This window comes from Amycolatopsis samaneae, assembly GCF_039541975.1.
In the GTDB taxonomy this organism is placed as follows: domain Bacteria; phylum Actinomycetota; class Actinomycetes; order Mycobacteriales; family Pseudonocardiaceae; genus Amycolatopsis; species Amycolatopsis samaneae.
Genome location: NZ_BAABHG010000003.1, coordinates 707,945 through 725,829, shown reverse-complemented (window position 1 = coordinate 725,829; position 17,885 = coordinate 707,945). Strand labels below are relative to the sequence as shown.

Annotated in this window: 17 protein-coding genes; 9 read left to right on the top strand and 8 right to left on the bottom strand. The window is 71.2% G+C overall.

The features are described from left to right. Window positions 1–460: 460 nt before the first annotated feature. Both ABD987_RS10545 and ABD987_RS10540 read right to left on the bottom strand, forming a co-directional pair. Window positions 461–1,654: an ABC transporter permease gene (locus ABD987_RS10545; RefSeq protein ID WP_345389932.1), complete on the bottom strand. Its 1,194-nt coding sequence runs from the start codon at window positions 1,652–1,654 to the stop codon at window positions 461–463. A 29-nt stretch (window positions 1,655–1,683) separates the two neighbouring features. Next, window positions 1,684–2,595, bottom strand: coding sequence for an ABC transporter ATP-binding protein (locus ABD987_RS10540; protein ID WP_345389753.1), 912 nt, complete (start codon window positions 2,593–2,595; stop codon window positions 1,684–1,686). 137 nt (window positions 2,596–2,732) lie between these two features. Between ABD987_RS10540 and ABD987_RS10535 the strand changes: the two genes are divergently transcribed. From ABD987_RS10535 to ABD987_RS10515, 5 genes are all read left to right on the top strand, one after another. Then, window positions 2,733–3,947, top strand: coding sequence for a PucR family transcriptional regulator (locus ABD987_RS10535; RefSeq protein ID WP_345389750.1), 1,215 nt, complete (start codon window positions 2,733–2,735; stop codon window positions 3,945–3,947). A gap of 296 nt (window positions 3,948–4,243) precedes the next feature. Next, entirely contained in the window at window positions 4,244–5,170 is a 927-nt protein-coding gene (locus ABD987_RS10530; RefSeq protein WP_345389747.1) for an ACP S-malonyltransferase, read from the top strand. Beyond that, window positions 5,167–6,153, top strand: a complete 987-nt coding sequence (locus tag ABD987_RS10525; protein ID WP_345389744.1) for a beta-ketoacyl-ACP synthase 3 — start codon at window positions 5,167–5,169, stop codon at window positions 6,151–6,153. The genes ABD987_RS10530 and ABD987_RS10525 overlap by 4 nt, the downstream gene beginning before the upstream one ends. Window positions 6,154–6,221: 68 nt before the next feature. Next, the gene (locus tag ABD987_RS10520) at window positions 6,222–6,467 is read left to right on the top strand and encodes an acyl carrier protein (protein ID WP_345389741.1); all 246 of its coding nucleotides are present in this window, start codon (window positions 6,222–6,224) and stop codon (window positions 6,465–6,467) included. Between the two features lie 58 nt (window positions 6,468–6,525). Continuing rightward, window positions 6,526–7,773, top strand: a complete 1,248-nt coding sequence (locus ABD987_RS10515; RefSeq protein WP_345389738.1) for a beta-ketoacyl-[acyl-carrier-protein] synthase family protein — start codon at window positions 6,526–6,528, stop codon at window positions 7,771–7,773. A gap of 56 nt (window positions 7,774–7,829) precedes the next feature. Here the strand turns inward: ABD987_RS10515 and ABD987_RS10510 are convergent, their stop codons facing one another. Both ABD987_RS10510 and ABD987_RS10505 read right to left on the bottom strand, forming a co-directional pair. Further along, on the bottom strand, window positions 7,830–8,438 hold the full coding sequence (locus ABD987_RS10510; protein ID WP_345389735.1) for a hypothetical protein: 609 nt from the start codon (window positions 8,436–8,438) through the stop codon (window positions 7,830–7,832). A 29-nt stretch (window positions 8,439–8,467) separates the two neighbouring features. Further along, entirely contained in the window at window positions 8,468–8,971 is a 504-nt protein-coding gene (locus ABD987_RS10505) for a DUF3145 domain-containing protein (protein WP_345389732.1), read from the bottom strand. 626 nt (window positions 8,972–9,597) lie between these two features. On the opposite strand from ABD987_RS10505, the gene ABD987_RS10500 reads away from it, so the two are divergent. Further along, complete coding sequence (locus tag ABD987_RS10500) at window positions 9,598–11,214, top strand: hypothetical protein (RefSeq protein WP_345389729.1); 1,617 nt, start codon at window positions 9,598–9,600, stop codon at window positions 11,212–11,214. 93 nt (window positions 11,215–11,307) lie between these two features. Here the strand turns inward: ABD987_RS10500 and ABD987_RS10495 are convergent, their stop codons facing one another. Further along, a complete protein-coding gene (locus tag ABD987_RS10495) occupies window positions 11,308–12,702 on the bottom strand; it encodes a dihydrolipoyl dehydrogenase family protein (RefSeq protein ID WP_345389726.1) in 1,395 nt (464 codons plus the stop codon). A gap of 143 nt (window positions 12,703–12,845) precedes the next feature. Here ABD987_RS10495 and ABD987_RS10490 point away from each other — a divergent pair, with 143 nt between their 5' ends. Next, entirely contained in the window at window positions 12,846–13,529 is a 684-nt protein-coding gene (locus tag ABD987_RS10490) for an Lsr2 dimerization domain-containing protein (RefSeq protein WP_345389723.1), read from the top strand. Window positions 13,530–13,617: 88 nt separating this feature from the next. Here ABD987_RS10490 and ABD987_RS10485 read toward each other — a convergent pair whose 3' ends face one another. The 3 genes from ABD987_RS10485 to ABD987_RS10475 form a co-directional block, all read right to left on the bottom strand. Beyond that, window positions 13,618–14,361 carry a lipoate--protein ligase family protein gene (locus ABD987_RS10485; protein ID WP_345389720.1) on the bottom strand — a complete coding sequence of 248 codons (744 nt, stop codon included), beginning with the start codon at window positions 14,359–14,361 and terminating at the stop codon, window positions 13,618–13,620. A 93-nt stretch (window positions 14,362–14,454) separates the two neighbouring features. Beyond that, window positions 14,455–14,628, bottom strand: a complete 174-nt coding sequence (locus tag ABD987_RS44550; RefSeq protein ID WP_378214017.1) for a hypothetical protein — start codon at window positions 14,626–14,628, stop codon at window positions 14,455–14,457. 250 nt (window positions 14,629–14,878) lie between these two features. Then, window positions 14,879–15,550: a TetR family transcriptional regulator gene (locus ABD987_RS10475; protein WP_345389717.1), complete on the bottom strand. Its 672-nt coding sequence runs from the start codon at window positions 15,548–15,550 to the stop codon at window positions 14,879–14,881. 96 nt (window positions 15,551–15,646) lie between these two features. On the opposite strand from ABD987_RS10475, the gene ABD987_RS10470 reads away from it, so the two are divergent. Together ABD987_RS10470 and ABD987_RS10465 are read left to right on the top strand one after the other, a co-directional pair. Continuing rightward, window positions 15,647–16,750, top strand: a complete 1,104-nt coding sequence (locus ABD987_RS10470; RefSeq protein WP_345389714.1) for a ferredoxin reductase — start codon at window positions 15,647–15,649, stop codon at window positions 16,748–16,750. A 19-nt stretch (window positions 16,751–16,769) separates the two neighbouring features. After that, window positions 16,770–17,885, top strand: a complete 1,116-nt coding sequence (locus tag ABD987_RS10465) for a fatty acid desaturase family protein (RefSeq protein ID WP_345389711.1) — start codon at window positions 16,770–16,772, stop codon at window positions 17,883–17,885.

The window sequence follows — 17,885 nt, the reverse complement described above, 5'->3', positions numbered from 1 at the left end:
ACTCGGGAGTTCCACGATCGAGTGAGTCGGCTAGCGCGGGAAGATCAACGCCATCCATACTTGAGCTACCGGTGGGGACCGGGGAGACGAGGCCGTCCGGCGCAGCGAAAACCGCTCAGCGCCGGGCGGCCTCGACAGTTTCTTCTGAGGCCGAGCCCCAGGCCCCGCCGGGTGGGGCTTCGCCCCCCGGACCCCCCCGCAGCGGGTCACCTTTTGCGGATTTGTTGCCTGGTCAGCGTTGGCGTTCCCGGCTTTCCCCGTGAGACATTCGTGCATCTGTCACTTGAAGAGCCGAGCCACGCGGGCCTTTGTGAGACGTTCTTTAGTTTGTCGCTGGTGAGTCTTTTTCGGGTTCTTCGTCGACAGTTTTTGCCCGGGGTTTGCTTTCGCCTCCCCGCGGCGGGTTACCGCGGGGAGGCGAAAGAGGCGGGTGGGATTCCTGTGGGTGAAGCGTCCGCGGCTAGGCTGCGCGGAGTGCGTCTCGCAGTTTCACCTTCGCGCCAGTACGCATGACGGCGTTGCGGTAGATACGCGCCGCCAGCCAGATCAGCGCCGGGATCAGGGCGATCACCAGGGCGATGGACAGCACGGCCTCCCAGACGGGGACACCGCCCATCGCCAGGCGGATCGGCATCACCGTCGGCGCGAACACCGGAATGATCGAAAGCACCTCGGCGAAACTGTTCGACGGATCGCTCGGCAACACCGAGATACCGACCAGATACCCCGCGATCACCAGCATCAGCGCGGGCATCGTCGCGCCGCCCACGTCTTCCTGCCGCGAAACCAGCGCACCGAGCGCCGCAAACACGATCGCGTACATGAAGAACCCGAGCAGGTACCACACGATCAGCCACACCACGGTCCCGACCGCCGCCGAAACCGACAGGTCCAGCGTCCCCGTCGCGCGGGCGGAAACCACCCCGACGACGCCGATCAGCAACATCTGGACCAGCCCGACCGTGCCGATGCCGAGCACCTTCCCCGCCATCAGCTGCCACGGTTTGATCGTCGACAGCAACAGCTCCACGACCCGTGACGTCTTCTCCTCCACGACGCCCTGCGCGACGCTCTGGCCGTTGATCATCAGCGACAGATAGATCAGGATCCCGGTGACGATCCCGAGGAACAGCTGCTGGCCGTCGTACTCGTAGGGCTTCTCCATCGGCGAAACGGCAACGGTCGCGCCCGCGATCGCGGCACCCACCTTCGCCGGGTCCCCGCCGAGACCGGTGATCTGCTGATCCAGCGCGACCTGCCCGGCGAGCACGTTCAGGACGTTCTTCAGCTTCCCGTTGATGTCCTTCTTGACGACCACCTGGAGCTTGCCGTCCGCGGCACCGGTCAGCAGCGCGTCCAGCGAGCCGTCGGCCACCTTCGCGCGCCCGGCCACCTCATCCGGCACCGAACTCGTCGCGATCTTCTGGTCCAGGGTCTTCCCGCTCGCCGCCAACGGAGCCGCGAGCGACGAAGCCGCGGGCACGACACCGACCGTGGCGTCGGCGCCACCGCCGCCGCTGAAGAACTTGACCACGATCGTCGCGACCACGATCAGCAGCAACATCACCGCCGTGCTGACACGGTAGGCCTTGGAGCGGAACCGGGTGCCGATCTCGCGCGAAGCCACGAGACCGACCGCGGACAACGACCCCATCCGGACATCCGGCGTCGAAACGGGCGTACTCACGCGGCCACCTCCTGGGTCACGACGGAACGGAACAATTCGGTCAGCGAAGGCTGTTTGCGCGCGAACTCCCGCACCGGCCCGGTGGCCAGCGCCGCGCGCAGCACGGCCTGGTCGTCGGCGCCCTCGCCCAGCTCGACCTCGGTCACGGTGCCCTCGCGGCCCAGCACCTTCACCCCCGGCAGCGCGTCGGCCCAGCCGTCCGGCGCCTCCGGGGCGTCGACGAGCAGCCGCACGGCGCCACCCGCCCGAAGCTCGGCGACCGTGCCGTCGGCCACCATCTGTCCACTGCGGACAATGCCGACGCGGTCACAGAGCCGCTCCACCAGGTCCAGCTGGTGGCTGGAGAACACCACCGGGACCCCCTCGGCGGCCTTCTCGCTGAGCACCTGGCTCATCACGTCCACCGCGACCGGGTCGAGCCCGGAGAACGGCTCGTCCAGCACCAGGATCCGCGGTTCGTGCACGAGCGCCGCGGCGAGCTGCACTCGCTGCTGGTTGCCGAGGCTCAGCTTCTGCACCTCGTCGTCACGACGGGCGGCGACACCGAGCCGTTCGGCCCACCTCGCCGCCGACGCCCGAGCGTCCACAGCGGACATTCCGTGCAGCCGGGCCAGATACGTCAGCTGTTCAGCCACCTTCATCTTCGGATACAGGCCACGCTCTTCCGGCATGTACCCGATGTGCCTGCGTGTCTCGTGCGTCACCGGCTCACCCGCCCAGCGCACCGCGCCGGAATCGGCGGACAGCACCCCCAGCGCGATCCGCATCGTCGTGGTCTTGCCCGCCCCGTTGCTGCCGACGAACCCGAAGAGCTCGCCGGGCCGGACGGAAAAGGTCATTTCGCGCAACGCGACCACGTCGCCGTAGCGCTTGGAGATCGCGTCGATCTCCAATCCGGGTTCTCGCACGGTGTCTCCCCACTGTGTCTGCCAATACCCCTGGTCACGGATAGTAGAGAGCCCGCCACCGGCCCGCCTACCGACTCGGGTTGCGGATCCGCCACCGAAAGTTGCGGGCACCGGCGCCCCCGTAGGATCGGACAGCCATGGCGGAAACGAACACCGGGCGCCGGGTGGCGAAACACCACGGCCTGTCCGCGAAGACGCTCAACCGGCTGGAGCACGCCTCCGGCCGGCTCGCCAGCGCGAGCGTCACGGCGATGGAACAGCGGCTGCCCTGGTTCGCCCGGCTGCCCGCCGACCAGCGGGCCAGCGTGCTGCTGATCACCCAGGCCGGCGCCAGCGGATTCGTCGACTGGCTGCGCGACGACAAGGAATCGCCGCGGCTGACCACCGAGGCGTTCCGCGACGCGCCCGCCGAGCTCTCCCGCTGGGTCAGCCTGCGCCAGGCCGTCGGCATGGTGCGGCTGGCCATCGAGGTGTTCGAGGAACAGCTGCCCGAGTTCGCCGCGGGCGAGGCGGAGCGCGCCGTCCTGATCGAGGGAATCCTGCGCTACGGCAGGGAAATCGCCTTCGCCGCGGCGAACTCCTACGCCGCGGCGGCCGAGGCGAGGGGCGCCTGGGACGCGCGGCTGGAGGCGCTGGTCGTCGACGGGATCGTCCGCGGCGACGCCGAGGAGTCCGTGCTCTCCCGTGCGGCCGCGCTCGGCTGGGACCCGGCCGCCGCGGCGACCGTACTCGTCGGCAACCCGCCCTCGGAGGACCCGCCGACCGTCGTGTTCGAGGTCCGCAGCCGGGCCGCGCGGGTCGGGCGCCCGGTGCTGCTGTCGGTGCAGGGCTCCCGGCTGGTGGTGGTCGTCGGCGGACCGACCGACGGCGGGCTCAAGGAACGGGAGGCGCTGGCGAAGATGTCGGTCGCCTTCGCCGACGGCCCGGTCGTCGCCGGCCCCACGGTGCCGTCGCTCGCCGAGGCGCACCGCAGCGCGGTCGAGGCGCTCTCCGGCCTGCGCGCGGTAGTCGGCTGGCCCGGCGCGCCCCGGCCGGTCCGGTCCGAGGACCTGCTGCCCGAGCGGGCCCTGTCCGGCGACCCCGAGGCCGAACGGCTGCTCGTGGACGAGATCGCGCGGCCGCTGGAGGAGGCCGGGCCCGCACTCCAGCGCACGGTCGAGACCTACCTGGAAAGCGGGGGCGTGCTGGAGACCTGCGCACGCACCCTCTTCGTGCACCCGAACACCGTCCGGTACCGGCTGCGGAAGGCCGCCGAACTCACCGGCCGCAACGCCACCGACCCGCGCGACGCCCTGGTGCTGCGGATCGCCCTGACGGTCGGCAGGCTCGCCCGCGGCCGAGGCCTGTGGTGAATTCCGGCGGCCGGATGTGCTGAAGGACGCCATCGGTGCGCTCACTGCACTGAAGGCGTCCTTCACCGCGCCCAACGCACTGAAGGCGTCCTTCAGCACCCCGCCGCCGCATTGGGCGCCCGAACCCGCGGGACCAGTGACCGACTTCATAGCGAAAGGTGATTGAACCCGACAAGGCTTCCGGGTTAAGCGTGGCGATCCACCGAATGCTTTTGGAGGTTTCCTCCAATAACGTCGGCCGGACTTGGTGAGCGTCGGCATCCCCGCGAAGGGCGGTCGGCGTGTTCCCTTGTGGGGTGACAGTCGCAGTCCTCGCTCCCGGCCAGGGGTCACAGGCCCCCGGCATGCTCACTCCCTGGCTCGAACTCGACGGCGCCCGCGCACTGCTCGAGGACTGGTCCGCTCGCGCCGAGCTCGACCTGGTCCGGCTGGGCACCGAGGCCGAGGCCGACGAGATCCAGGACACCGCCGTCGCCCAGCCCCTGATCGTCGCGGCCTCGCTGCTCGCGTTCGACCAGCTGCGGCGCACCGCGCCGGTGCCCGCCGACGCCCCGGTCGCCGGGCACTCCGTGGGTGAGCTCGCCGCCGCCGCGATCGCCGGGGTGCTCCCGGCCGCCGACGCGGTCATGCTCGCCGCGGTGCGCGGCGCGGAGATGGCGAAGGCCTGCGCGCTGGAACCGACCTCGATGGCCGCGGTCATGCTCGGCGATCCCGAGCAGGTCACCGCCTGGCTGGCCGGCCACGGGCTGGCCGCCGCGAACCGCAACGGCGCCGGGCAGATCGTCGCCTCCGGCGCGGCCGACGCCATCGCGCACATCGTCGCCAATCCGCTCGAGGGCACGAAGATCCGCGCGCTCAAGGTGGCCGGCGCGTTCCACACGCAGTACATGGCCCCCGCCGAGGAAATGCTGCGCGCCTACGCGGCCGAGCTGAGCCCCGCCGACCCGACCCGTCCGCTGCTGTCCAATTCCGACGGCACGGTGGTCACCAGCGGCGCGGAGTACCTCGACCGCCTGGTCAAGCAGGTCACCCGCCCGGTGCGCTGGGACCTCACCATGGACGGCCTGGTCTCCCTCGGCGTGACCAGCACTCTCGAACTCGCGCCCGCCGGCACGCTGACCGGGCTGGTCAAGCGGCAGCTCAAGGGCGTCGTGACCACTACCACCGCGCTGAAGTCGCCTGCCGAGCTGGCCACCTTGCAGCGCAAGGAGGACGCCCAGTGACCGACCCCCGCCCCGCCCTGCGTCAGCCCCAGGTCGCCGCCGGAACCCGCATCCTCGGCGTGGGGAGCGCGCAGCCGGACAAGATCGTCACCAACGACGACCTGTCGCAGCTCATGGACACCAACGACCAGTGGATCCGTGACCGTGTCGGCATCATCGAGCGCCGCTTCGCCGAGAAGGACGAGCTGCTGGTCGACTTCGCCGTCGCGGCGGGCACGGCGGCGCTGGCCGACGCCGGCGTCGATCCGTCCGAAGTGGACACCGTGATCCTGCCCAACTGCACGATGCCCTCGCCGATCCCGAACGCCTCCGCCCAGGTCGCCGCCCGCATCGGCATCCCCAACCCCGGCGCGTTCGACCTCAACGCCGCCTGCGCGGGGTTCTGCTACGGCCTCGGTGTCGCCTCCGACCTCATCAGGAGCGGCTCGTCGAAGAAGACGCTGGTGATCGGCGCGGAGAAGCTGACCGACTCGGTCGACCCGACCGACCGGGCGAACGCCATCATCTTCGCCGACGGCGCGGGCGCCGCGGTGGTCGGCGCGGCCGACGAGCCCGGCATCGGCCCGGTCGTCTGGGGCAGCGCCGGCGAGCTGGTCGACCTGATCTACATGCGCGACCACAAGTACATCTACCAGGAGGGCCAGTCGGTCTTCCGCTGGGCGACCACGCAGATCGCGCCGATCGCGCTGCAGGCACTGGCCGCCGCGGGGCTCGAACCGTCCGATGTGGACGTGCTCATCCCGCACCAGGCCAACCTGCGCATCGTCGAGGCGATCGCGAAGAAGCTGCGCGCCAAGGGTGCCCGCGAGGACATGGTCGTCGCCGACGACATCAAGTACTCCGGCAACACCTCCTCGGCCTCGATCCCGATCGCACTGGACCACATGCGCAAGGCGGGCACCGCGAAGTCCGGGGACCTCGTGCTGGCCGTCGGCTTCGGCGCCGGGCTCTCCTACGCGGGACAGGCGTTCGTCTGTCCCTAGTGGATACTTCCCCCGCGGGCGCCGTGCCCGCGGGGCACACGAAAGAACACCGAGAAGGGAACAACCCCATGGCTGAGAACACTGAGATCCTCGCCGGCCTCGCCGAGATCGTCGAAGAGGTGGCCGGTGTGGCCAAGGACGACGTCACCGCCGAGAAGTCGTTCGTGGACGACCTGGACATCGACTCGCTGTCGATGGTCGAGATCGCCGTGCAGGCCGAGGACAAGTTCGGCGTCAAGATCCCGGACGACGAGCTGGCCAACCTGAAGACCGTCGGCGACGCGGTCAACTACGTCTCCGCCAACCAGAACTAAGGCCTTTCGTACTCGGATCGGGGCCCACCCGGTCCGGAGCCGACCTTGGGAGTTCTCCATGAGCACCATCGACGTCGTGGTCACCGGCCTCGGGGCCACCACCCCGCTCGGCGGGGACGTCGCGTCCACCTGGGACGGTCTCCTGTCCGGGAAGAGCGGGGTCCGCACGATCGAGGCCGCGTGGACCGAGAAGATCGACCTGCCGGTCAAGATCGGCGCCCCGCTGGCCGTCGAGCCGAGTGAGGTCCTGCCGAGGGTGCAGGCCCGGCGCATGGACCGCTGTGAGCAGATCGCGGTGATCGCCGCACGGCAGGCCTGGGCCGACGCCGGTTTCGCGGCGCAGACCGACGAACACGCCGACGTCGAGCCGGAACGGCTCGGCGTGACGATCGGCACCGGCATCGGCGGCCCGGTCACCCTGCTCAACCAGAACGACCTGCTGAGCGAGCATGGCATCCGCAAGGTGTCGCCGCTGACCGTGCCGATGCTCATGCCCAACGGCCCCGCCGCGCACGTGGGCATCGAGCTCAAGGCGCGGGCGGGCGTGCACTCGCCCGCGTCCGCGTGCGCCTCCGGTGCCGAGGGCATCGCCGCCGGGGTCGAGATGATCCGCTCCGGGCGGGCCGATGTCGTGGTCGCCGGGGGTGCCGAGGCGTGCATCCACCCCATCACGCTGGCCGGTTTCGCCCAGGCCCGCACGGTGTCCACCCGCAACGACGACCCGGCCGCCGCATCGCGGCCGTTCGACGCCCACCGGGACGGGTTCGTCCTCGGCGAGGGCGCCGGGGTACTCGTACTGGAGCGGGCGGACCGGGCCAGGGCACGGGGCGCGCGGATCTACGCCACCCTCGCCGGGCACGGCACCACCTCCGACGGCTACCACATCACCGGCAACCACCCCGAGGGCATCGGCCAGATCGCCGCGATGCGCGCGGCGATGACGATGGCCGGGGTCTCGCCCGCCGACATCGGCCACGTCAACGCGCACGCGACGTCGACCGTGGTCGGGGACGTCGGGGAAGCGGCGGCGATCCGGAACGCGGTCGGTGACCACCCGGTGGTCACCGCGCCGAAGGGCTCGCTCGGCCACCTCGTGGGCGGGGCGGGCGCGGTCGAGGGGATCGCCACCATCCTGGCGCTCTACCACGGCCTGGTGCCCGCGACCCTCAACCTGACCGACCTCGACCCGAAGGTCCAGCTCGACGTCGTCCGGGACGAGCCGCGCAAGGTCGAGCTCGGCGCCGCGATCAGTAACTCGTTCGGGTTCGGCGGCCACAACGTGGCCCTGCTGGTCACCCCGGCCTGACCGACCGGGACCTCAGGGGGCTTTCCTCGCGGATCACGCGAGGAAAGCCCCTTTTTTCAGCACTTTTCGTTGATCGGGCTCTCGTTCTGCGAGCCCTTGTCGACCTTGTAGCCGGTGGTCTCGCGGACCAGCGGCATCACCATGCGCCACCGGAGGCAGGTCGCCTTGGCGTCGTTCGGGGCGTAGTCCAGTGACTGGGTGCTGGTGAACCCGACCAGCGCCCGCAGCGTCGTCACCGTCGAGCCCTGCTCGATCCGGTAGACGCGGATGCTGCCGTCCTTCGTGGTCGAGAACGCGTCCTGCCACTCCGCCGGCGGCTTCTCGAAGAACAACGTCCTGGTGACCGAGGTGCCCCACTTCGTGTGATCACGCTCGTTGATCGCGCTGAAGTACGTCTGCAGTGTCTTGCGGACGGCGTCCTGCGAGGGGTGCGCGGCGGCGTCCGGGCTGAGATCCACGGCGTCCGGCCCCGGCTCCTGGTCCGGGCGCAACGGCGTGGACGACACCGGGCTGACGGTGCCCGCGGAGGCGCCCGCGGGAACGGCGTCCGGGTGGCTGTAGACCTCGCGGGCCAGCAGCCCGACGCCGACGGTCAGGGACGCGACGACGACGAGAACGGGGATCAGCCAACGCTGGCGGGTCGGCGACGAGGTACCGGCACTCACCCCAAGAGGTTAGCGGCCGCCCACCCGGGTTACCCGACCTGGTGCAACCAGGTGACCGGAGCGCCGTCGCCGGCGTGCCGGTAGGGCTCCAGCGCCTCGTCCCAGCTCGCGGCGAGCAGCTCGTCGAGCTGGTGGGCCAACGGCTCGCCCGCCCGCGTCTTGGCCACCAGCGCGCGCAGCTGGTCCTCGCCCACGACGATGTCGCCGTTGGCGCTCGTCCGCCCGTGCCACAGGCCGAGGCCCGGCGCGAAGCAGAACCGCTCACCGTCGACGCCCGCGCTGGGCTCCTCGGTGACCTCGAAGCGCAGCATCGGCCACGCCTTGAGCGCGGCGGCCAGCTTGCCACCGGTGCCCGAGGGCGCACGCCAGCCGCACTCGGCGCGCAGCTGACCCGGACTGGCGGGCTGCGCCGTCCACTTCAACTCGACTCGGGCACCGAGGGTGCCCGAAATAGCCCACTCGACGTGCGGACAAACCGCAGACGGCGACGAGTGGACGTACACCACGCCTCGGGTGTTGCCACGGGTGCTCACTGCTGACCTCCGCTTGCTCGACGAGGGACGTCTTCCCCTACGGCCTCTCCCGAGCGATGCAGGTCTTGGGCTCTCGTGCCAATTCCCGATGCGTGTAGCACATTCTGCACCCCAACCGTGCTGTTTGGCCACACGAACACCACAAGTCCCACGGTCGCGGAGGGGCGGGGGCCCGAGATCCAGCACGGTCAGCCCGCCGGTGGGCAACCGTATCGGGTTTTCGGGTCCCCCGCCAGGGTGATCGGAAACGCGTATCGGGCGCGGCCGTCGTCCGCGCTCCCGTTCCGTTGCCGTAACTGGGCAAGCACCGGCCGTTCACGCGGCCGGTGTCCCGGTCACCGGGCGAAAACGCGCGGGTGTCCACAGTGGCCACCGCCACGGCTGTCCTCTGTGGATCGTCGGAAACCCGTATGGCGCGCGATGTGCACGAGAGGAGGACTCCGCCGCCTTCGTCGTTACACCGCGTGCACCGCCATTCGGGTGACGCTTGGCACAGCCACCCGAGCCTCCGTCGCACTCCTTTCGGAGGGTGAGACAGCGGAAGTCCCCGTGTCGCGTGGCTCCCGGGGCGCGGCGCGCTAGCGTGTGCGCGAACGAGCCGGAAAATCACAGTCGGGGAGGGTTTCGTGCGACTGGTACGTCTCGCTCAGCAGCCGTCCCGGGTCGCCGAGGACGTCCGCGCGGCGCTCGCCTCGCTGGGCCGCGGCAGCACCGTGATCGGCGGTGTCGCGCTGATCGGCGCCGACCCGGTCGGCGCGGGCAGGCCCGTGGAGGCCGTCGTCGTGCTGCCCAAGGGCGTCCTCATCGTCATCGGCGTCGACCTGCCGGATCCCGCGCTGCGGCTGGAGGCCCCGCTGAGCGCGCAGTGGAAGGCCGACGGCTGGCCGCTGGTGCACGGCGACGACACGGTGAACCCGGCCACCGAGGCGCTGGACGTCTCCCAGGCGTGTGAACGCAGGATCGCCGAGATCGCGCCCGGCGCCGCGCCGATCGGGACGATCATCGCCGTCGGCCCGTACGTGGAGACCGTCGAGCAGCCGCCCGCGGACCTCGCGGGCCCGGTCCGCGTCCTGCACCCGACCCCGACCTCGATGCTCGCCGCCACCGTTTCGCTCGCCACGGCGCGCCGCCCGCGCTCGGTCGACCAGGCCCGCGCACTCCTCGAAGCGCTCGCGCCCGGCACACCGGAGCTGTCCGACGAGATTCTGCTCGGCGAGGGGTTCAGCCAGTTCTCCGACAACGAGCAGACCGTCATCCGGGAGAACCCCCTGGTCGCCGCCGCGCCGACGAGACCGGTGCCGTCACCGGCGAAACCGCCCGCGAAACCGGAGCCCGCCCCGGCTTCCGCACCACCCGTCGCCCAGCCCGTCGCCCAGCCCGTGGTCCCCGCCCAGCCCCCGGCCCCGGCCGAGCCCGCGCCGAAGCCGCCCGAACCGGTCCGGCCCGTGCCCGTCCCCGCCCAGCCCGTGGCACGACGGCCGCCCACCCCACCGCCTCCCGCACCGACGCCCCCACCGCCCGCGGCACCCGCCCCGGAACCCGCTCCCCCGGTCGCCGCGGCGACCGCGGCGACCGCGGCGACGTCGGCGCCGCCGGAAACCACGCGAGCCTCCCGGCCGGAGAAGTCCCGCACCGTCCGCTGGCTGCCGCTGGGCGCGATCGGGCTGCTGGTCGTGCTGCTCGTCGCGGCGATCGTGGTGGCGACGAACAGTTCTTCCCCCGCTCCCGCCCCCGCCGCGCGCCCGAGCCCTCCCCCGGCCACCACGTCACCGGCGCCGGTGTCCAGCGCCCCACCGAGCACCGCCCCGGCACAGACCCTCGAGTTCGCCCGGCGGGCGAGCAGCGCGGACCAGCGCTGCGCTTCGCACGCGTTCGGCGACGTCCAGGTGAGCCTGCAACGCACGAGCTGTTCCGCCGTCCGCCGCGCGAGCTTCGCCGCGACGGTCGACGGGCGGGCCGCCGCGGTCACCGTCGGGGTCGTCGACTTCGCGAGCCCGGGACAGGCGGCCGCCTTCAAGGAGATCGCCGACGCCCCTGGCGGGGGCGGCATCCTCGACGTCGCGACCGAGACCGGCCAGTGGAACGGCGAGGTCCCGCGCTTCGAGAACGCCGCCTACCAGAGCAGGCTCGACGGCGCCTCGGTGCGGCTCGTGCAGGCGGTGTGGCTCACCGGACCGTCCACTTCGGACGATCCGGCGCTGACGAGGGCCGCGAAGGGCGCGCTGGACCAGCCGCTGAGCTGACCAGCGCGCCCCCGAACGGCGAACTCGCGTGTCCAGACGGCGAACTCGCGTGTCTGGATGGAGAACTCGCGTGTCTGGACGGACGACACGGCCTCAGAGGCCGTAGGCCTCCAGCAGGCGCAGCCAGACCTCGCTGATCGTCGGGAACGCCGGGGTGGCGTGCCACAGCCGCGAGAGCGGGACCTCGCCCACGATCGCGACGGTCGCGGCGTGCACCAGCTCGGCGACGTCCTGGCCGACGAAGGTCGCGCCGAGCAGGACCTCGCGCTCGGTGTCCACGACGATCCTGGCCCGGCCCGCGTACCCGTCCGCGTGCAGCGAGGACCCCGCCACCGCGATGTCGATCTCGACGACGCGGTCGGCCGAACCCGCACGCGCGTCCGCGAGCCCGACGGCGGCGACCTCGGGGTCGGTGAACACGACCTGCGGGACGGCGTGGTGATCGGCCGTCGCGGTGAACCGGCTCCACGGAGCGGCGTCCACCGGCTCGCCCTTGGCCAGCGCGGCCACGGTGTCCCCCGCCGCCCGCGCGGCGTACTTGCCCTGGTGCGTCAGCGGGGCACGGCCGGTGACGTCGCCCGCCGCGTAGAGCCAGCCACCGTCCACAGCGGACACCCGGCCGGTGTCGTCGACGTCGAGCGGTTTGCCCTCGGCCAGCCCCAGCCGGTCGAGTCCGAGCCCGGTGGTGGCCGGGCGGCGTCCGGTGGCGACGAGCAGTTCGTCGACCACGAGCCGCGATCCGTCCGTCAGTTCCAGCTCGGTGCGGCCGTCCACAGCGGACACCCCGGCCAGGCCCGAGTTCGCGTGGACCCGCACCCCGGCGTCACGCAGCCCGGCCGACACGGCGTCCCCGGCGAAGGCGGGCAGCCGGGGCAGCGGCCGCTCCCCGGTGATGATCAGGTGCACCTCCGCGCCGAGGGTGGCCCACGCCTGCGCCATCTCGACACCGACCACCCCGCCGCCGAGCACGCCGAGGGCCCCGGGCACCGCGGACGCCGAGGTGGCCTCCCGCGAGCCCCACGGCCGGATCGTGTCCAGCCCGGGGATCGGCGGCGTGCTCGGCACGCTTCCGGTGCACACGAGCACCGCGTGCCGCGCGGTGAGAACCCGGTCACCGTCCACGGTGACCTCCCGCTCACCGGTGATCGCCGCGTGCCCGCGCACCGGTTCGATCCCGGCGCCGCGCGCCCACTCGACCTGTCCGGCGTCGTCGCCCTTGCCGGTGAACCAGTCCCGGCGCGCGAAAACCCGTTCCGGGTCGATCCGGTCGCCGACCGGCACCCCGGGCACCCGTTTGGCCGCGGCGAGGAGATTTCCCGGGCGCAGCAATGCCTTACTCGGAATGCAGGCCCAGTAGGAACACTCGCCGCCAAATCGCTCGTGCTCGACGAGGGCGACCTTCAGCCCTCCCCGCGCCGCCCGCTCCGCGGCGACCTCGCCCACCGGTCCCGCCCCGATCACGATCACATCGAAAGTCTGTGCCGACATGGGTTCAGCGCACACCACCACGCGGGTTCGCGCAAGCCTGCGGTTATCCTCATCAGCGAACTGCAAGGAATCGGCGGTATCGGGGGCCAGTATCGTCGCCGACCCGTTGCGCGCAGTAGGACGATCGAGCACGGGAGGTTTTCGTGGCCAAGAACACGGCGGTGCACTTGCTGGACGATCTGAACGGGGAGCCCGCGGCGGAAACGGTCGCCTTCGCCCTGGACGGAATCGACTACGACATCGACCTTTCCGACGACAACGCGGTCGCGCTCCGGGCGTTCCTCGACACCTACGTCCGCAACGGCAGGCGGATCGGCGGGCGCAAGCGCAGGCCGCGCATCGTCCCCGGCGCGAAGAAGAAGTCCCGCGCCACCAAGACCGCCAAGCCGGTGGCCGGCCGCCGGGCCGCGAGCGCCCCGAAGGCCGCGGCCAGGACCACCGCCACCAAAACCGCCGCGGCGAAGACCCCGGCCAAAAAGACCTCCGCCAAGGCGGCTCCCGCCAAGAGCACGGCGAAAACGGCCGCGGCGGCGAAGACCGCGACGAAGAAGACCACCACCAAAACCGCGCCGAAGAGCACCGCGGCCAAGGCCGCCCCCGCCAAGGCCACTCCCGCCAAGGCCACGACCGCGAAGACCCCGGCCACGAAGACCGCCGCCAAGAAGACCCCGGCGAAGACGGCCGCAGCGGCGAAGAAGACCGAGCCCGCCACCCGGTCGTCCCGCGCGAAGAAGGTCGCGGCCCCCAAGACCGCGGCGAAGAAGACCACGCAGGGCGCCGCGCGGAAAGTCCCGTCGGTGACGTTCTCGGCCGCCGAACAGGGCTGATTCCCCTGGGCGCGGATCGTGCCGGGGCCGCCCTCGGTGCGTCCGGCCCATCCCGGGTGCGTCCGTCCGGACGGAGCCGCCCGCCGGATCAGCCGAGCAGCGCGTCGGTGCGCTGCGCGCCGTCGGAGTGCCAGCGCTCGTAGCGGTACCGCGTCCGCAGCAGCTTCCGCTGTTTGTCCACTTCGGACTGTGCGGGCGGCCGGGGTACCAGCGGCCCCAGCACGGCCGAGGCGGCGTCCCGGACGGCGGCCTCCACCGTGGCGAGCCCCGGCCGCAGCCCGTGCTCGGCCAGTGAGGCCACCGGGCTGCGGTGCGAATCCAGCGGACGGGGATCCGGCGGCGGCCCGGTGAGGTAGGCGCCGACCCTCGCCGCGTCCGTGTCGACGAGCAGCGTCGAATGCGCGAGTAGTCCCGTCTTCGTACGGAATACGGCAAAACCGCAGAGCTTCGCCTCCCCGACGAACAGGCCGCGCTCCCCGATCCGCGCGGGCAGTCCCAGCCCCTCGACGGCGGTGCGCATCACCGCGCCGATCGCCTCCAGCGGACGCTGCCCGGCGTCGGGGAGCACGAGCGTCACGTTGAGGTTGCCCGGATCGTGGAACACCGTTCCCCCGCCGCTGGCCCGGCGCAGCACCGGGATCCCGTCCCGCGCGCAGGCCTCCAGCCGGACCTCGCGCGCGAGCTTCTGACCCCGGCCGACCACGACACACGCCGGGTTGCGCCAGAGCCACACCGCCGGTGCCGCCTGGGCGACCCGCAGCAGTGCCTCGTCGAAAGCCAGGTTCTCGGCCGGATCCGCGAAGATCGCCCGCACATCCGACCCGGGGTTCATAGCGCTTTCAGTTCCTCCACGATCTCGCCCACCGAGGACTTCGCGTCCCCGAAGAGCATGCTGGTCTTGGAATCGTAGAACAGGGCGTTGGCGTCACCGGTCACTCCCTTCCCCGCGCCCGGCCATGCCCTTGACGGCGTCCTCGGTCACCAGCGCCGGTGCCCTGCGTCCCGGGCCGAGCGCGGAGGACAGGGCGTCCATCGCCTGCGCGCGGGAGATCGCCTCGACGGCGAACGCGCGCACCCCGGCCTTTTCCAGCGCCGCCACGCCATCCGGATCACCGCGCGGGCTGAGGAATCCAATGAGGACGGTCCCCGGGCCGAGCCGGGCGAGGGAGCCGCCACCTTGACGAGGATGGCGCCCCAGGCGTCCCCGAGTTCGGCGCCCGCTCGAACGCGTCGTCGGGCACGTGCGCGCCGGTACCGGCACCCGGTCGGACCACGACTTTCAGGCCGCAGCCGATCACGCCTGCGAATTTTCTTACCACGTCCGGTGGGTGCCCGGGTACGGCCGGAAGTCAGCGACTGGACCAGTGCGGCACCGCGGAAAGCAGGAAACGGAGCCGTTTCTCGGCCGTTGCGACGAGCCGTCCGTCGGTTTCGGCGTCCCGCGGGTGCGCGTCCAGCAGTTCCAGCACGGTGTCCAGCATCGCCGTGACGATGAGCCCGGCGAGCAGGTGCAGATCCTCGGTGGTCCAGGTGCGCAGCTGGTCGAACCGGGCGAGATCGATCGCGAGGTCACTGGAAAACAGCCGCAGCTCCACCCCGATCGCGCGGGCCACCTCGCCGCTGCCGCCGTAGCGTTCCCTTGTCAGGAAACGGAAATGGTCCTCGTGGGCACGCACGTGCTCGTAGAGCGTGCGCACCGAGGCCTCGATCAGCTTCTCGTAGCCACCCGGACGGCGGCGCGCGGCGCGGATCATCCCACGCAGCGTGCGCATGGACTCCTCCACCAGCGCGACGCCGAGCTCGTCCATCGAGGCGAAATGCCGGTAGAACGCCGTCGGCACGATCCCCGCGCGCTTGGCGACCTCACGCAGCGACAGGCTCGCGAAACCGCGGTCGGCCAGCAGCTCCAGCGCGGCGTCGAGCAGCGCCTGGCGGGTGCGCTGCTTGCGCTCCTGCCTGCTCACCGGCTCCACCGCTTCGGACACGACCGACAGCGTACGGGCGTTCGCGGTATCGCTCACGTCACATCCGCCTTCTTCCACCTCGGCATTGACAGCGCACCGGGTCATGCACTCCACTGTTCAGTGTACAGCCGTTCACTGAATTCGGGAGATGTGATGACGGCACTGCTGCCACGAACCGGGCGTGTCCGCGCGCTGGTGTCGCTGGCCGAGGCGCTGCTGACGCCGCACGGCGTGGACCGCTACCTCGAACTGCTCGACCCGATGCTGGTGCGCCGCGAGATCCGCGGCCTGGTGACCGACGTCCGGCACCAGACGGCGGACACGGTCACGCTCACCGTCCGGCCGTCGCGCGCGTGGCGGGGGTTCACCGCGGGCCAGTACGTCCGGGTCACCCTCGACATCGACGGCGTCCGGCGCACCCGCTGCTATTCGCCGTCGTGCTCGCAGCACCGGGGCGACGGACTGCTCGAGTTCACCGTCAAGGCCGACCCACAGGGGCTGGTTTCCCGGTACCTCAGGGCGAACGCCGGTGTCGGCACCGTACTCGGACTGTCCACAGCGGACGGGACGTTCACGCTCCCGGACGCCCGGCCCGACCGCGTCGTGCTGATCAGCGGCGGCAGCGGGATCACCCCGGTGCTGTCGATGCTGCGCACCCTCGTCGACGAGGGGCACCCCGGCGAGATCGTCTTCCTGCACTACGCGAACTCCGCGGCGGACGTGCTCCACCGCGACGAACTCGCGGCACTCGCCGCGCGTCACCCCGCACTGCGTGTCGTCCACGCCTACACCCACGCCAAGCGCGGCGCGCAGCTGCACGGGTTCTTCTCCGCGCGGCACCTGGCGAAGGCGGCGCCGTGGTACGCCGAGGCCGAGACTTACCTGTGCGGGCCGAAGCCGTTGCTGGACGCGGTCCGAGCGGTCTACGGCGAGGCAGGTTTGAGTGAACGGCTGCACACCGAGGAGTTCACCCCGCCGGCGCTGAGCTTCGACACCGCCGACGCGGCGGGCCAGGTCCGGTTCGCGCGCAGCGGGCGGGAGTGCGCGAACTCCGGTGTCCCGCTGCTGGAGCAGGCCGAGGCGGCCGGGCTGCGCCCGGAACACGGCTGCCGGATGGGCATCTGCTTCTCGTGCACGCGGGTCAAGACCACCGGCCGGGTGCGCGACGCCAGGACCGGCGAGGTCTCCGGCGAAGAGAACGAAGAAATCCAGCTCTGCGTCTCCGTCCCGGTCGGGGACGTCGAGATCGACCTGTAATCCCTAAGGAGCGAACGTCATGACCGGTCTGCAGGACCGCCTCACCCCCCAGCAGGTCGAGGACTTCGGCCGCGAACTCGACGCGCTGCGCCAGCGGATCGTCGACGACCTCGGCCAGGCCGACGTCGACTACATCCACACCGTCATCAGGACCCAGCGCGGCCTGGAGGTCGCCGGGCGGGCACTGCTGTTCGCCGGGTTCTTCCCGCCCGCGTGGGTGGCCGGGGTCGCGGCGCTTTCGGTCGCGAAGATCCTGGACAACATGGAAATCGGGCACAACGTCATGCACGGCCAGTACGACTGGACGCGCGATCCGGCGCTGAGCTCGCAGCGGTTCGAATGGGACACCGTCGCGCCCGCGGAGAACTGGCGGCATTCGCACAACTACATCCACCACACGTACACGAACATCGTCGACAAGGACCGCGACGTCGGCTACGGCATCCTGCGCATGGACCCGGCGCAGAAATGGCACCCCTACTACCTGGGCAACCCGGTGTACGCGACGCTGCTGGCGATCTTCTTCCAGTGGGGCGTGATGCTGCACGACCTGGAGGTGGAAAAGGTCGTCAAGGGTGAGCGGACGTTCGCGGAGAACCGGCCGGTCCTGAAGAAAATCGTGCGCAAGGCGGCCCGGCAGATCGGCAAGGACTACGTGCTGTTCCCGGCGCTGACCGGTCCGCTCGCGCCGCTGACCTTCCTGGGCAACGCGACCGCGAACCTCACCCGCAACCTGTGGGCGTTCGCGATCATCTTCTGCGGCCACTTCCCCGCCGACGTCGAGAGTTTCACCGAGGAGGAAACCGAGGAGGAGACGCGGGGCCAGTGGTACCTGCGGCAGATCCTCGGTTCGGCGAACATCACCGGCGGCCCGCTGTTCCACATCATGAGCGGGAACCTCTCGCACCAGATCGAGCACCACCTGTTCCCGGACATTCCGGCGCGGCGGTATCCGGAGATCGCCGGTGAGGTGCGGGCGATCTGCGAGAAGTACGGCCTGCCGTACCACACCGGCCCGCTGCACCGGCAGCTCTGGTCGGTGGCGAAGAAGATCGTGAAACTGGCGCTGCCGTGGACCGGTGAGCGGGGTACGGGCGCTACCGTTGAAGGCGACCGTGCACTCCGAGCAGCATAA